The sequence below is a fragment of the Agrobacterium vitis genome (assembly GCF_014926405.1).
Taxonomy (GTDB): domain Bacteria; phylum Pseudomonadota; class Alphaproteobacteria; order Rhizobiales; family Rhizobiaceae; genus Allorhizobium; species Allorhizobium vitis_H.
In genome coordinates, this window is record NZ_JACXXJ020000005.1 from 1348282 (window position 1) to 1363700 (window position 15419).

11 protein-coding genes are annotated in these 15419 nt (G+C 59.1%); 3 read left to right on the forward strand and 8 right to left on the reverse strand.

The features are described from left to right. Nucleotides 1-35 precede the first annotated feature (35 nt). Nucleotides 36-1085, forward strand: coding sequence for a LacI family transcriptional regulator (locus IEI95_RS17415; RefSeq protein WP_234891171.1), 1050 nt, complete (start codon nucleotides 36-38; stop codon nucleotides 1083-1085). A 35-nt stretch (nucleotides 1086-1120) separates the two neighbouring features. Here IEI95_RS17415 and IEI95_RS17420 read toward each other — a convergent pair whose 3' ends face one another. From IEI95_RS17420 to ccoG, 6 genes are all read right to left on the reverse strand, one after another. Then, nucleotides 1121-1972, reverse strand: a complete 852-nt coding sequence (locus IEI95_RS17420) for an MBL fold metallo-hydrolase (RefSeq protein WP_156536373.1) — start codon at nucleotides 1970-1972, stop codon at nucleotides 1121-1123. Between the two features lie 74 nt (nucleotides 1973-2046). Then, nucleotides 2047-3477, reverse strand: a complete 1431-nt coding sequence (gene gnd, locus IEI95_RS17425; protein ID WP_194416831.1) for an NADP-dependent phosphogluconate dehydrogenase — start codon at nucleotides 3475-3477, stop codon at nucleotides 2047-2049. A 137-nt stretch (nucleotides 3478-3614) separates the two neighbouring features. After that, on the reverse strand, nucleotides 3615-3764 hold the full coding sequence (ccoS, locus tag IEI95_RS17430; RefSeq protein WP_015916125.1) for a cbb3-type cytochrome oxidase assembly protein CcoS: 150 nt from the start codon (nucleotides 3762-3764) through the stop codon (nucleotides 3615-3617). Next, nucleotides 3761-6124 carry a cation-translocating P-type ATPase gene (locus IEI95_RS17435; RefSeq protein WP_156536374.1) on the reverse strand — a complete coding sequence of 788 codons (2364 nt, stop codon included), beginning with the start codon at nucleotides 6122-6124 and terminating at the stop codon, nucleotides 3761-3763. The genes ccoS and IEI95_RS17435 overlap by 4 nt, the downstream gene beginning before the upstream one ends. Continuing rightward, entirely contained in the window at nucleotides 6121-6615 is a 495-nt protein-coding gene (locus IEI95_RS17440; protein ID WP_156536375.1) for a FixH family protein, read from the reverse strand. The genes IEI95_RS17435 and IEI95_RS17440 overlap by 4 nt, the downstream gene beginning before the upstream one ends. Next, the gene (ccoG, locus tag IEI95_RS17445; protein ID WP_156536376.1) at nucleotides 6612-8198 is read right to left on the reverse strand and encodes a cytochrome c oxidase accessory protein CcoG; all 1587 of its coding nucleotides are present in this window, start codon (nucleotides 8196-8198) and stop codon (nucleotides 6612-6614) included. Before ccoG ends, IEI95_RS17440 begins: the two co-directional genes overlap by 4 nt. Before the next feature lie 185 nt (nucleotides 8199-8383). Between ccoG and IEI95_RS17450 the strand changes: the two genes are divergently transcribed. Beyond that, a complete protein-coding gene (locus IEI95_RS17450) occupies nucleotides 8384-10849 on the forward strand; it encodes a heavy metal translocating P-type ATPase (RefSeq protein WP_156536377.1) in 2466 nt (821 codons plus the stop codon). Nucleotides 10850-10975: 126 nt separating this feature from the next. Here IEI95_RS17450 and gyrA read toward each other — a convergent pair whose 3' ends face one another. Further along, a complete protein-coding gene (gene gyrA / locus IEI95_RS17455) occupies nucleotides 10976-13768 on the reverse strand; it encodes a DNA gyrase subunit A (RefSeq protein ID WP_156536378.1) in 2793 nt (930 codons plus the stop codon). 278 nt (nucleotides 13769-14046) lie between these two features. Between gyrA and IEI95_RS17460 the strand changes: the two genes are divergently transcribed. Further along, entirely contained in the window at nucleotides 14047-14676 is a 630-nt protein-coding gene (locus IEI95_RS17460) for a MarC family protein (protein WP_156536379.1), read from the forward strand. A gap of 78 nt (nucleotides 14677-14754) precedes the next feature. On the opposite strand, the gene IEI95_RS17465 is transcribed toward IEI95_RS17460, so the two are convergent. Next, nucleotides 14755-15285: a single-stranded DNA-binding protein gene (locus IEI95_RS17465; protein ID WP_015916118.1), complete on the reverse strand. Its 531-nt coding sequence runs from the start codon at nucleotides 15283-15285 to the stop codon at nucleotides 14755-14757. Nucleotides 15286-15419 lie beyond the last annotated feature (134 nt).

The following is a 15419-nucleotide window of genomic DNA, read 5'->3' on the forward strand; positions in this document are numbered from 1 at the left end:
GGAGTGTAGAAATAGACTTTACTGGCGGACATTTCATGAATGATGAGCGAAGACCAGGCCTGAAAACGGCCTTACATGCAGGGGCCGTACATGAGGGGAAGGGCGAACGCCCTACCCTCAAGACCATTGCCTTCCTGACCGGGCTCGGCATTACCACGGTATCGCGCGCGTTGAAGGACGCGCCGGATATCGGCGCCGATACCAAGGAGCGGGTGCGCATGGTGGCGCGGCAATTGGGCTATCAGCCCAACCGTGCGGGGGTGCGCCTTCGCACCGGCAAGACCAATGTCATCGCCCTGGTGCTCAGCATCGATGAGGAAATCATGGGCTTCAGCAGCCAGATGGTTTTCGGCATTTCCGAAGTCTTGTCAGGCACGCCTTACCATATCGTCGTCACCCCCCATTCCCATAGCAAAGACCCGATGCAGCCGGTGCGCTATATTCTCGATACCGGTTCGGCGGATGGGGTGATCATTTCACGCACCGAACCCGACGATGCCCGCATCAAGCTGCTGACAGAGCGTGGCATGCCGTTCGCCGCCCATGGCCGCACGGCATCCGGCCTGATACATCCCTTTCACGATTTCGACAATGAGGCATTCGCCAGCCAAGCAGTCGCGCGACTGGCCGAGCGTGGCCGCAAGCGGATCGCCTTGTTGCCGCCGACCGACAAGCTGACCTATTACCGCCATACCCGCGATGGCTTTTTGGCCGGCATCCTTAAGGCCGGTGCCGAAGAAGTGCCGGTGTCCGTCAATATCGATGGATCGCTCGAAGAGATCCGCAACGCGATAGAAGCACTGATGCGCTCACCAGAGGCTCCAGACGGCATCATCTGCTCTTCCAGCAGCGCCGCGATCGCTGTCAACGCCGGGATTGATGCCGCGAACAAGAGGCTGGGCCTGGATGTTGATCTCGTATCCAAGCAATCGGTGCCGATCCTCAAATGGATACGTCCTGAAATCATCACCGCCAATGAGGATGCGTTGATGGCCGGACGCGAACTTGCAAAGGCCGTAATTGCCAGCATCGATGGTGTGGAGCCGCATCTGCTGCAAAGCATCAGCCAGCCTGTGTGGTCCTGAATCATTCACAGGCCAAAAGGAGCCTTGGCCGTTGATCAGAACGGGATACAAACCCCGTCACGGGCGATGACCAATGGTCCATGCCAGACGGTAGAAAGCGCACGGCACCAATCCGCCTCGCCAAACGCCGGATCATCGGCAGGAATGAGATGATTGAGCACGAGCTTTTTCACACCCGCAGCATTCGCCAACCGTCCGGCATCTTCCGCAAGCGTGTGCGACGCGTAGAGATGCTCTCGCAGGCGAGCGCCATTGCCGGTTCGGGCAACGATGTTGTCCACACCCTCCGGCAACATGGCCTCATGAACGAGAATGTCGGCCCCAGCCGCAAACTGTGCCAACGGCGGAAAATAGGCAGTATCGGACGACAGTACGACTGTCTTTTCGCCGTAGGAAAACCGCAGGGCAAAGCATTCCGTCACGGGTGGATGGTCAACGCGCAATGCCGATACCGTCAAGCCGTTTTCGACAAAAATCGGCCCTTCGCCATATTCGATGATGGTAATCAACTCCGCCGGATCAGGCCTGCCCTCATCTTCGATTCGCGTTCGGATGTCATAGTCAAGCGCGGCGAGAAACCCCTGCCATAGCTGTTGTGTGCCCAACGGCCCATAGACGAGCACCGGCTTTGCAAGCCCCGTCGTCCAGGCTGTATGGAGAAGCCCACCAAGCTCCAATACATGATCGGAATGGAGGTGGGTAATGAATACAAGATCCAGTTCTTTCAACGACATGCCCGTCTCCACCACCCCGCGTGTCACGCCAAGGCCGCAATCGACGACAATGCGGCGTCCACCGAGTGTCACCAGCATCGATGTGGGATTGGGGCCGCCGGGGCGGATCGCCGGGCCGCCCTTGCTGCCCAGAATGACAAGATGATCGTTCATCGAAACAACGCCCTCAAAAAAGCCCCGCTGCGGTGAAGCAGCGAGGCGTTGATTTCCTTGCAAAACCGTTGGGATCAGTAGATCGCCGCGCCGCTGCCCCAGGGGCCGTGCGGATAATCCTTGCCGTCCACCCGCGCAAAACCGTGGGCGCCGAAGAAGTCGCGCTGCGCCTGGATGAGGTTGGCGGTGCCGCGACCGCGACGGTAGCTGTCAAAATAGGACAGTGCCGAGGAGAGCGCCGGAACCGGCAGGCCGGAAAGGGCTGCATAGGAGACGACGCGGCGAAGTGCTGCATCGCTATCCTTGACCATTTTCGAGAAGGCGGGCGTGACGATCAGGTTTGCCACGTCCGGGTCCTTGGTAAAGGCCGAGGTGATCTCGTCGAGGAATTGCGAGCGAATGATGCAGCCTTCGCGCCAGATTTTCGCAATCGTCGGCATCGGCAGCGACCAGCCGAATTCCTTGGAGGCCGCAGCCATCACCGCAAAGCCCTGGGCATAGGCAGCGATTTTTGCCGCCAGCAACGCGCTTTCCAGATCGGCCAGGAAAGCCATGCCGTCATGGGGCTTTTCGGTTGGCTTCGGCAGGCCGAAAATCGCTTCCGCCGCAACGCGCTCCTGCTTTTGCGAAGACAGCACACGTCCCGCCACAGCAGCCTCGATGCCCGTTGCCGCAATGCCGAGATTCTGCGCTTCGATCACCGACCATTTGCCGGTGCCTTTCTGGCCTGCGGCATCGACGATGACGTCTACCATCGAATTGCCTGTAATCGGGTCCTTGGCCTTCAGCACCTTTTCTGAAATTTCGATCAGGTAGGAATTCAGGCGGCCCTTGTTCCACTGGCCGAATACATCGCCGATTTCGCTGGCCGACATGCCAAGTCCATCACGCAGGATGCCGTAGATTTCGGCAATCATCTGCATATCGGCATATTCGATACCATTATGGATGGTCTTGACGAAATGACCGGCCCCATCGTTGCCGAGCCAGGCCACGCAGGGGTCAACATTGAACTTGGCGGAAATCGAAGTGAGAACCTTTTCGACCCGCTTCCAGCTTTCTTCCAGGCCACCGACCATGATCGAAGGGCCGTGACGCGCGCCTTCCTCACCACCGGAAACGCCCATGCCGATAAAGGTCAGGCCACTGTCTTTCAGATTGTCAAACCGGCGGATCGTGTCGCGGAAATTGGCATTGCCCGCATCGATCATGATGTCATTGGCCGACAGATGCGGCTTGAGCAATTCCATCTGCTGATCGACTGCGTCACCGGCCTTGATCATGATGATGATCGGGCGTGGCGGGCGAATGGCGGCGACAAATTCCTCGATTGTATCGCAGCCGATGATATTGCCGGCAAGGTCGCCCGCCTCGCCAATGAATTCATGCGTGCGCGCCGGTGTCCGGTTGAAGACCGCGATACGGTTGCCTTTCTCGGCAATATTGAGCGCCAGGTTCGATCCCATAACGCCAAGGCCGATCAGTCCGATTTCCGCCTGCTGCATAACCATGCTCCATTTCATTCAACCAAAAACGACAGCGCTGTTTTGGCACTCCTTTGGCAGGGGAGCAAGATGCAACATGAAATGGCATGGACAAGGATGCGTCACGGCAGATGCATAAATGTTTGGCAGATCAATCTTCAGGGGTGGTCGTCGTCATCAGTGATCACCCGCCATGCCGCACCATCCATATCCTCATACTGGCCGCTTTTCAGCGACCAGAGAAAGGCTGCAAGGCCGATACCACCCATCAACAAAGCAATGGGAATGAGATAGATCAGCATGTTCATGCGGCTATTTCCAGCGGTTTGCGGTTCGATGCCGGTTGAAGGGCATGAGCGTCGGCCTTGCGGGTAAATCCGCCCAAACCGTTCAGCCGCAGCGCATTGGCCACCACGATGATCGAGGAGGTCGACATGGCGACGGCGGCAATCAGCGGCGTGGCATAGCCCAGCAGTGCGACCGGTACGGCCAGCACATTATAGCCGATTGCCAACACGAAATTCTCGCGGATCAACTTTCCGGCCCGGCGGGAGACGTTTATGGCGAAAGGCACGGCATCGAGCCCATCATGCATGAAGACAAAGTCGGCGGCTTGGCGCCCGACATCGGCGGCGGTGGCCGGTGCCATGGAGACATAGGCTGCCGATAGCGCTGGCGCGTCATTGATGCCATCGCCCACCATCAGCAGATGCCTCCCAGCCTCGTCTGCTGACGCGCAGAATTTTGCCTTGCCGGATGGCGAGAGTTCGGCCTCTGCCGCGTCGACGCCAAGCCGTGCAGCGAGCGCCTTCACCACGGGCGTTCTGTCTCCCGACAGGATCGTGACCCTCATGCCCTCGGCTTGTAGCCCGGCAATAACTTCCGCTGCGCTGGGACGAAGGCTGTCTTCGAAGCGGAAACAGCCGAGACTGTAACTATTCAGCGAAAGAATGACTTCCGACAGAGCCGGACCATCGGCCTCACCCTCGCCAGAGCCGAGGGCAAAGCGGCGGTTTCCGAGCCGGTAGCGCCCTTCCGGCGCGTCTGCCTCGACGCCGCTGCCGGGAATTTCCGTCACACCGGAGAAATTACGAATTGCCCCGGCCCCGTAATTGGATGAGGCGCTGCGCCACAGGGACTGTGACAGCGGATGACGGGAATGAGCGGCGAGCCCGGCGGCGATGGAGATCATGCCGGGGCTGGCCCTGTTGATATCGACGGGCATGGGGCGGCCAAGCGTCAGCGTGCCTGTTTTGTCGAAGGCGACGGCATCCACCTTTGCCAGACGCTCCATGGCCGAGCCGTCCTTGACCATGATGCCGCGCTGGAACAGTTTTCCGGCTGCTACCACCTGCACGACCGGCACGGCCAGACCCAATGCGCAAGGGCAGGTAATGATCAGCACGGCAATCGCCACCATCAGCGCATGTTTCCAGTCGCCGTCATAAAGCCCCCAGACGATGAAGGAGGTGAGAGCCAGCAGATGAACGACAGGCGCATAGAGCTGCGAGGCCCGGTCGGCGATGCGGCGATAATGCGCCTTGCCACCCTCCGCCGCCTCCATCAGCCGGATGATTTCCGAGAGGAAAGAATCGCGTGCCTGTGCCGTCGCCTTGACCGTCAGCGATCCGGTGAGGCTCAGCGTTCCCGCCTGCACGGCATCGCCGGGTCCGACGGTTTGCGGCGCACTTTCACCATTGACGATGGAGACATCGAGATCGCTGGTCCCGGCGATGACGGTGCCATCAAGCGCGATACGCTCGCCAGCGGAGATGGCGACATGTTCGCCGACCTTGATATCATCCACCAGCCGGTATTCCCGGCTGCCGTCTGCGCCGACAACGGTGGCACCGCGCGGATTGAGCCGCGCCAGACCGCTGATCGCCGAACGGGCGCGGTCGCGCATCATATGGTCCAGCGCTCGGCCGATCAGCAGGAAGAACAGCAGCGACGCTGTCGCATCGAAATAGGCGTGTTCGCCGTGATGAATGGTTTCCCACAGCGACGAGAAATAAGAAAGCGAGATGCCGATGGCAATCGGCACATCCATATTGGTGCGCCGGTGCCGAAGTGCCGTCCAGGCCGATTGATAGAAGAACCGCCCGCCATAGATCAGCGCCGGTGCGGCAATCAGTGCCGAAATCCAGTGAAACAGATCCCGCGTCGATGCATCCGCACCGGACCAGACGGAGACCGACAGCAGCATGATATTGGTGGCAGCAAAGCCGGTAACGGCGACGGCCCGGATCAATTGTTTCAAGAGCAGATCGGAGGCCAGATCCTGAGGTGTGAACAGGTGGCAGCTATAGCCGGTAGACGCAATGGCGCGCGCAAGCTCCGCCGGATCGAACCCGCTATCGTGCGTAAATGGGCCTGCTTCCCGGTCGATGAACGGCCCTTCCTCTGCAACCCTTGTCCGCCAGACCACGCCGACGCGCCGAGTGGAGAGGTTGACGCGGGCTCGCTCGACGGCAGGCAGACGTTTTAAGGCCGTCTCGATTTTGGTGATGCAGGCGCCGCAATAGACGCCGGGTACGCTGAAATCCACCTGGGTCAACCCCTCGCCCAGATCCCGGCTTGCCAGCCGGATTTCCTCGGAGGATGGCAGCAGCGCCCCTGAGCGTTCCAGGTCGAGGGCCGCTTCCGAGCCCGCCGCGCAGCAACTCATTTTTCACCCCCGATGACAGCCATACGGTTGGCTTCATGCATGACCAGTTGCCCATCACGGGTTGCAATGGTTTCGACAATCCAATGGCCGTCATCAACAGGATGATCGCCGGTGAAATGTCCGGGACCGGCTGGCTTCAGCATGACAGTGAAATCCTGATGCTCACCAACCGGGCGCTTGAAATTGGCGACCACCTGATCGGCAATCACAGGGCCCTTGCCGGGAATGGCGAGATCATAGGCAATCGCCCCCTGCTTTATCGTCATCGTTCCCTGGATGCCGGTATCCAGCAGCTTGCGGATTTGCGCTGTCGTGTCGTTGAATTGCTGACTGGCGACATAGGTGTTTTGCACCACCATGCCGCTCCAGCTATGGCCCGCATACCAGGCCATGGTCAGGTTGACGGTAATGATCACCCCAAAGAAAGAGCAGATCGATGCCAGCATATGCCAGCCGGTGAAAACAAAGGTCTTTGGGCTGTCAGCACTCATTTTTTCTCTCCAGATCCGTTGCCGGGACCGTTAAATGTAGCCTTGTAGATGGCCTGCTCGCTGGAATTCGGATCACTGACAATAAAGCGGAATGGCTCGGAAGCCTCCGTCACGTCACGACCGGCAAGCGTGACGTAGATCTTCAGCGTGGTCGCCTCATCCGGTTCCGCCGTGACGATGATCGACCGACCGGGCTGGTCCTGCATGCCGTTGACCTTCATGGTGGCGTCAGGAAGGCCGTCCAGCGTCACCGTCAGGTCGCGTGGTTGCGGGATCATGTTGAGCAGCCGCACCGTATAGCCGTTTCGGATAGCGCCACTCGATTCGAGCACATATTGCGGATTGCGATCATGCAGCACGTTGATGTCCAGCCTGTCGCGGGTCATCAGCGCAAACAACAGGCCGCCGCCGACGGCGGACCAGACGGCTGTATACAGCAAGGTCCGGGGCCGGAAAATCACCCGCCAGTCGAAATGCCTGATGGAATCGACAAAGCTGCCATCGGCCTTGCGGACCCGGTCGGGATCGATCGACTGGGTGCCGTTATCGGTCGCCAGCGCCATATTGGATTGATATTCCTCCAATGTCGCATAGGCGATCAGCCCACGCGGCTTGGCAAGCTTATCCATAACCCCATCGCAGGCATCGATACAAAGCGCGCAGGTGATGCATTCCAGTTGCTGGCCTTCGCGGATGTCGATGCCCATCGGACAGACCACCACGCAGGCATTGCAATCGACACAGTCCCCGACAGTCTCACCGGCTGCGGCGACTTTCTTGGCGTGACGGGTCCGTGGCTCGCCGCGCCAATCATTATAGGTCACGACCAGCGACTTTTCGTCCAGCATGGCGCCCTGAATGCGCGGCCATGGACACATATAGATGCAGACCTGCTCGCGCATCAGCCCGCCAAACACATAGGTTGTGGCGGTGAGGATGGCGACGGTGACATAGGCAACGCCGGCGGCCTGACCGGTGACGAACTCCTTCAGCAAGCTCGGAGCATCGGCGAAATAGAAGATCCACGCACCGCCAGTCAGCACGCCGATGATGATCCAGGTGACATGCTTGGCACCGCGTTTCCAGATCTTGGACGGGCTCCACGGCGCGCTGTCCAGCTTGATGCGAGCATTGCGGTCGCCTTCCAAAAAGCGCTCGACCACCAGAAACAAATCGACCCAGACCGTTTGCGGACAGGTATAGCCGCACCAGGCGCGCCCGACCGCGGATGTGACCAGGAACAGGCCAAACCCCGCCATAACCAGCAGGCCCGCGACAAAGAAAAACTCCTGCGGCCAGATCTCGATAAAAAAGAAGTAGAATCGCCGATGCGCCAGGTCGATCAGCACTGCCTGATCCGGGGCATAGGCACCGCGATCCCAGCGCAGCCAGGGCGTGAGATAGTAGATCCCAAGAGTAATGGCCATGATCAGCCATTTAAACTGCCGGAACCGGCCCGAAGCGCGCTTTGGAAAGATCTTCTTGCGCGCTTCATAGAGCGGCCTGCGAATTTTTGCGGAATTCACTGGCTCGGCGGTGAAACGCTCAACATCCGGTCGTGTTTCTATCCCATTGCTATTCATAACGGCACCTCTCGTTATCAGAGGTTTTTCACGTCCCGCCCTTTGTAACCTTGACTTAAGTCAAGCTGCGGCGATGCGCCTCAAACAGCAGCCCTCGCTACGGTAAGATTTCTCCAGTTCACGCCTTGACCTTCCCATGGTGGGAAGCCTTATCTATGGCTGGCAGCCGGATAGGAACCAGACCGATGAATGCCACCAACACCCTTGAAACCACCATCGCCATCGATGGCATGAATTGCGCCTCTTGCGTGCGGCGGGTCGAAAAGGCGATTGCCGCCGTGCCGGGCGTATCGTCTGCCTCGGTCAATTTGGCCAGTGAAAAGGCCAGCGTGCAGTTTTCGCAGCAGCCGGATCTCGCCGCCGTGCTGGCAGCCATTCAACAGGCCGGTTATGCGCCGCGTATCGAGACCCAGGAATTAGACATAGATGGCATGAACTGCGCCTCCTGTGTGCGGCGCGTGGAAAAGGCATTGGCTGCTGTGCCGGGCGTCAGTTTAGCGGCGGTCAATCTGGCAACCGAACGCGCCACCGTGACCGTCACCGCAGAGACGGATAGACAGACCCTCGTCGCTGCTGTGGAACAGGCCGGTTATCACATTCGCAAACCCGCCAGCTCGGAAGGACCATCCGCCCCCGAACCCCTGCCCGACCGGCGCGCCGATGAGACGCATCGCTTGACGCGGATGACTGCGATTGCCTTTCTTCTGACCCTTCCGGTCTTCATCATCGAAATGGGTTCCCACCTCATTCCCGCCCTGCATTTCTGGGTGATGAACACGCTTGGCATGCAGACCAGCTGGGTGTTTCAGGCCTTGCTGGCCGGGCTGGTGCTGTTTGGTCCCGGCCTCACATTCTTTCGCCGTGGCGTGCCAAACCTGATAGGCCTTCATCCAGATATGAACTCGCTGGTGGTGCTGGGCGCATCTGCGGCCTATGGCTATTCGCTGGTTGCCACGTTCATGTCGGGGCTGATGCCGCAAGGCACCGTCAATGTCTATTATGAGGCGGCAGCCGTTATCGTCACGCTGGTGCTGCTGGGCCGAACGCTGGAAAGCCGTGCCAAAGGCCGGACCAGCGATGCCATCAAACGGCTGATCGGCCTTAGCCCCAAAACCGCGCGGGTGATCCGGGAGGGCAAGCCTGTTGATATCGACATTGCCGCCGTTATCGTCGGTGATGTCTTGGACATCCGCCCCGGCGAAAGACTTCCTGTCGATGGCGTGGTGATCGAAGGCCGCTCCTTTATCGACGAATCAATGATCTCAGGCGAGCCGGTACCGGTGGAAAAGGCAGACGGCGACACGGTAACCGGCGGTACGATCAACAAAAACGGTGCCTTCCGGTTTCGCGCCACTAAGGTCGGAGCCGACACGCTTCTTTCCCAGATCATCCGCATGGTGGAAACCGCACAAGGCTCGAAACTACCGGTCCAGGGCATGGTGGACCGGATAACCGGCTGGTTCGTTCCAGCTGTGATCGCGGCGGCTCTGCTCACCTTCATTGTCTGGCTGTTGTTCGGCCCTGCGCCTGCACTTAGCTATGCGCTGGTCAATGCGGTTGCGGTGCTGATCATCGCCTGCCCCTGCGCCATGGGGCTGGCAACTCCGACCTCGATCATGGTTGGCACCGGCCGTGCCGCCGAGTTGGGTGTGCTGTTTCGCAAGGGCGAAGCCTTGCAAAGCCTCCGCGATGTCACAATCGTCGCTCTCGACAAGACCGGCACGCTAACAGAAGGCAGGCCGGAACTGACCGATCTGGTGGCGGCAGACGGCTTTTCCCGTGCCGACATCCTGTCCTTTGCAGCCAGCCTTGAGGCGCGCTCCGAACACCCGATTGCCAAAGCCATCCTGGCCGCTTCCGAGGCTGAACAAGCGCCTCGCCAGATCGCAACCGATGTTGTCGCAGAACCAGGCTACGGTATCAGCGGCATCGTCTCCGGCCATCAGGTGCTTGTTGGTGCCGACCGGGCGCTGACCCGGCATGGCATTGATCTCTCCGCATTTGCCGAGGACGCCGAACGGCTGGGTATGGAAGCAAAAACCCCGCTCTATCTGGCAGTCGATGGAAAACCCGCCGCTCTGATGGCCGTCGCCGATCCGATCAAGGCAAGCACACCGGCGGCAATCCGCGCCTTGCACGACCTTGGCCTCAAGGTGGCGATGATCAGCGGCGATAACCGGCGCACCGCCGAGGCCATCGCCGCCCGCCTCGGCATTGATACAGTAATTGCCGAAGTTCTGCCCGACGGTAAGGTGACGGCGATTGCTAGCCTTCGCAAGGATGGAAGCAAGCTCGCCTTCGTTGGCGATGGTATAAACGATGCCCCGGCCCTATCCGCCGCCGATATCGGCATCGCAGTGGGCACCGGCTCCGATATCGCCATCGAAAGCGCTGATGTCGTTCTGATGTCCGGCGACCTGCAAGGCGTGGCACGGGCGATCTCCATCAGCAAGGCGGTGATCCGCAATATCAGCCAGAACCTGTTCTGGGCCTTTGCCTACAATGTCCTGCTGATCCCGCTGGCGGCTGGTCTGCTCTACCCCGTCAATGGAACACTGCTATCGCCGATTTTCGCCGCCGGTGCGATGGGACTGTCCAGTGTCTTTGTGCTGACCAACGCGCTCCGACTGCGCAAGTTACGCCCGGCGTAAAGGCACGTTCCGCATCTGACTAACGAGAGCGGGGCAGATGCTTGTTACACATATTATCAGAATGCAAAAGGGCCATGGCGCGGGTAGCGCCATGGCCCTTCTGGTTTTTAACCTGAACGATATTTTTTAGGTCGCGCTCTCATCCGGTGTTGCCGGATCAGTGGAGACACCCTCGTCGGCACTGGTCTCTGCACCGATCTCGCCATCTTCTTCGCCTTCCGGCTCATTGATGCGCTCGACCGAGACGACCTTTTCATCCTTGGCGGTATTGAAGATCGTCACGCCCTTGGTAGCGCGGCTGGCAATGCGGATGCCATCGACCGGCACGCGGATCAACTGACCGCCGTCTGAGACCAGCATGATCTGGTCCTTGTCTTCAACCGGGAAGGCAGCGACCAATTGGCCGATTTCCAATGTCTTCGACGTGTCGGTGGCACGAATGCCCTTGCCGCCACGGCCAGAGGTGCGGAAATCGTAGGACGACGATCGCTTACCAATACCGCGTTCGGAAATCGTCAGCACGAATTGTTCGCGTGCCTTCAGCTCCTGATAACGCTCTTCGGTCAGATCGCCGATTTCACCCACCTCTTCACCAACCAATGCGATGTCGTCCTCATCCACACCACTGGCGCGGCGCTCGGTAGCCGAACGCTTCAGATAGGCCGCACGCTGCCATGGCTCGGCATCGACATGGCTCAAGATGGTCATCGAGATGATTCGGTCATTCAGCTGCAAGGAAATGCCGCGAACACCGATGGAATTGCGACCGGCAAACACTCTGACTTCATCGACAGGGAAGCGGATCGCCTGCCCCAAGGCCGTGGTCAGCAGCACATCGTCGTCAATCGTGCAGGTTTCGACGGAGAGGATCTCATCGCCCTCTTCCTCAAGCTTCATGGCGATCTTGCCATTGCGGTTGACCTGGACGAAATCGCTCAACTTGTTACGGCGCACGGTGCCCCGTGTTGTCGAGAACATTACGTCGAGATTATCCCAGCTTGCCTCATCCTCGGGCAGCGGCATGATCGTGGTGATCCGCTCGCCTGGCTCTAGAGGCAACATATTGATCAGTGCCTTGCCGCGTGACTGCGGCGTACCGATCGGCAGACGCCAGACCTTCTCCTTGTAGACGATTCCGCGCGACGAGAAGAACAGAACCGGCGTATGGGTATTGGCAACAAATAGCCGGGTAACGAAATCCTCGTCCCGTGTCGCCATGCCGGAGCGGCCCTTGCCGCCGCGGCGCTGGGCGCGATAGGTGACCAGCGGCACACGCTTGATATAGCCGAGATGCGAAACCGTCACCACCATGTCTTCACGGGCGATGAGATCCTCATCGTCCATGTCAGGGCCGCCCTCCATGATCTGGCTGCGGCGTGGCGTGCCGAATTCATCGCGCACAGCGACAAGCTCATCGACAACGATGGTTTGAATCCGCGTGCGAGACGACAGAATATCGAGATAATCGGAGATTTCCGCCCCGATCTTGTTCAATTCCTCGTCGATTTCATCGCGGCCAAGGGCTGTCAGGCGAGCAAGACGTAATTCGAGAATGGCACGTGCCTGCTCTTCCGACAGGTTGTAGGTATTGTCCTCGTTGATGCGGTGACGCGGATCATCGATCAGCCGGATCAGACTTTCGACATCAGCTGCCGGCCAGCGCCGCTCCATCAACTGCTCGCGCGCCGTCTGCGGGTCCGGTGCCTGGCGGATCAGCCGGATGACTTCGTCGATATTGGCAACGGCAATGGCAAGACCAACCAACACATGGGCGCGGTCACGCGCCTTGCGCAACAGGTACTTCGTTCGCCGGCTAATAACTTCTTCGCGGAAGCTGACGAAAGCGCGCAGCATGTCGAGCAGCGTCAACTGTTCCGGCTTGCCGCCATTCAGCGCCACCATGTTGCAGCCGAACGAGCTTTGCAGCGGCGTATAGCGGTAGAGCTGGTTGAGGATCACGTCCGCATTGGCATCGCGCTTCAGCTCCACCACAACGCGGTAGCCCTGACGGTCAGATTCGTCGCGTAGGTCGGAAATGCCCTCGATGCGCTTGTCACGCACCAATTCGGCCATTTTCTCGATCATCGTCGACTTGTTCACCTGATAGGGAATCTCGGTGATGATGATCTGCTCACGGTCACCGCGCATCGGCTCGATCCGTGCCACGCCGCGCATAATCACCGAACCGCGTCCGGTCTCGTAGGCTGAACGAATACCGCTACGGCCCAGAATCAGCGCGCCGGTCGGAAAATCAGGGCCGGGAATAATCTGCATCAGTTCCGGCAAGTCGATAGCCGGGTTTTCAATCAGCGCGATACAGCCATTGATGACTTCGACCAGATTGTGCGGCGGAATATTCGTCGCCATGCCGACCGCGATACCGCCGGCGCCATTGACGAGTAGGTTGGGGAATTTCGCTGGCACGACGACAGGCTCAGACAGCGTGCCATCATAGTTGTCACGAAAATCGACGGTGTCCTTGTCGAGATCGTCCAGGAGCGAATGTGCGGCTTTTTGCAGGCGGCACTCGGTATAGCGTTCCGCCGCTGGCGGATCGCCGTCGATGGAGCCGAAATTGCCCTGACCGTCGATCAGCGGCAGCCTAAGCGACCAATCCTGCGCCATACGGGCCAGCGCATCATAGATCGCCGAGTTGCCGTGTGGATGGAATTTACCCATCACGTCCCCGGTCACACGGGCGCATTTCACATATTTTTTGTTCCAGTCGATACCCAGCTCGGACATGCCAAACAGAATGCGACGATGAACGGGCTTCAAACCATCGCGGACATCGGGAAGTGCGCGGCTGACGATAACGCTCATCGCGTAATCGAGATACGACCGCTGCATCTCCGTTATAATCGAAATGGGTTCGATATCGGACGGCATTTTGCCGCCGGGTGTGCTTTGCTCAGTCAAAACGGGTCACGCCTGTTAGAATCACTAGGGATTTTATAGCGGAAAGCCCCTTTCCGCGCCAATTAGCTGGGAGGTTTTGAACAGGCTTTTGCGGCTATGACAAGGCATTTCTTGAACCCTGAGGCGCTATCTGCCCGAATGACCGTCACTGGTGGCTTGACGTTGCCTCCACGCGCCGGAAATCACTCTCCAACGGCCCGGATATGGTAGAAGAAACCACAGCGCCCCAGTTTCGCGCAATCTGTGGCCTTTATCCAAACCGAAACAGGAGAACATCCATGACCAATGTCGAACTTCTCCTCAATGCCTTCACCACCCTGTTGGTGACGCTGGACCCGCCGGGCCTGGCACCGCTGTTTCTTGGCCTGACACGCGGCATGACTCGCCAGCAACGCAAGCAGGTGGCGCTACGCGGCACGGCTATCGCCTTCAGCATTCTGGCAGTCTTTGCAGTTTTTGGTGCTAGCCTTCTTGAAGGGCTCGGCATTTCGATGGGCGCGTTCCGCATCGCCGGTGGTCTTTTGCTATTTGCTATCGCCTTCGAGATGATTTTCGAGAAACGCCAGGAGCGCAAGGAAAAGACGTCGGAAGACGCGATTACCCGCGATCACATGCACCATATCGCGGTTTTCCCGCTTGCCCTGCCGCTGATTGCTGGCCCTGGGGCCATTTCTGCCACCATCCTGCTGGCCAGCTCCCTGCCGAGCCCGGTCGAGCGCACAGAACTGATCCTGGTTCTCGCACTCTGCATCGGCATCGTGCTGTTGGCGCTCGTGATCGCAGATCGGCTTGACCGGTTTTTAGGGGTGACGGGTCGGGCGATCCTGACACGCCTGCTCGGCGTCATACTGGCCGCGCTCTCCGTGCAATTCGTCGTTGACGGCATCAAGTCGGCATTTCACCTCTGAGGTCTTCAATCATAAAGAAAAAGGCGCATCCCAATGAGGATGCGCCTGAACCGAAGAACTCCGGCTGAACGTCGCAAATCAGAACGGAATATCGTCATCCATATCGCGCGAGAATCCGCCCGACGGCGCACTGGCACCGCGACCGCCGGACGACGCACCGCCGCTGCGGGCCGGGGCCGAGCCGTAGTCGTCGTAGCCACCGCCGCCGCCGCCGAAATCGCTGCCGCCACGGGCAGCACCGCCGCCTGCCCCATCGCCACGACCGCCAAGCATGGTCAGGGTCGAATTGAAGCCCTGGAGGACGATTTCCGTCGAGTAACGGTCATTGCCGTTCTGGTCCTGCCATTTACGGGTCTGAAGCTGGCCCTCGATATAAACAGTTGCGCCCTTCTTCAGATATTGTTCGGCCACCTTGCAGAGACCTTCGTTGAAGATCACCACGCTATGCCATTCAGTCTTTTCCTTGCGCTCGCCGGAATTACGGTCGCGCCAGGATTCGGACGTGGCGATGCGCAGGTTGGCAATCGGCTTACCGTCCTGGGTACGGCGGATTTCCGGGTCGGCGCCCAGATTGCCGATCAAAATAACCTTGTTGACGCTTCCAGCCATGATACTCACCTCGCTGCCACCATGGGGCGGCTTACAAATCCAATCAATTTTAACCTTATCCTATCCCTGTCGATTAAGGGCAGGCAGATCACCTGTAATCCACAGCGAAGAATCCAGACCAAAAAATGTTCTTT

Coding starts and splice junctions, on each gene's coding strand:
- IEI95_RS17415 (WP_234891171.1), top strand. CDS start 36: ATGAATGATGAGCGAAGACCAGGCCTGAAAACGGCCTTACATGCAGGG.
- IEI95_RS17460 (WP_156536379.1), top strand. CDS start 14,047: ATGACCAATGTCGAACTTCTCCTCAATGCCTTCACCACCCTGTTGGTG.
- IEI95_RS17435 (WP_156536374.1), bottom strand. CDS start 6,124: ATGAGTTGCTGCGCGGCGGGCTCGGAAGCGGCCCTCGACCTGGAACGC.
- IEI95_RS17420 (WP_156536373.1), bottom strand. CDS start 1,972: ATGAACGATCATCTTGTCATTCTGGGCAGCAAGGGCGGCCCGGCGATC.
- IEI95_RS17465 (WP_015916118.1), bottom strand. CDS start 15,285: ATGGCTGGAAGCGTCAACAAGGTTATTTTGATCGGCAATCTGGGCGCC.
- IEI95_RS17440 (WP_156536375.1), bottom strand. CDS start 6,615: ATGAGTGCTGACAGCCCAAAGACCTTTGTTTTCACCGGCTGGCATATG.
- IEI95_RS17450 (WP_156536377.1), top strand. CDS start 8,384: ATGAATGCCACCAACACCCTTGAAACCACCATCGCCATCGATGGCATG.
- ccoG (WP_156536376.1), bottom strand. CDS start 8,198: ATGAATAGCAATGGGATAGAAACACGACCGGATGTTGAGCGTTTCACC.
- gnd (WP_194416831.1), bottom strand. CDS start 3,477: ATGCAGCAGGCGGAAATCGGACTGATCGGCCTTGGCGTTATGGGATCG.
- ccoS (WP_015916125.1), bottom strand. CDS start 3,764: ATGAACATGCTGATCTATCTCATTCCCATTGCTTTGTTGATGGGTGGT.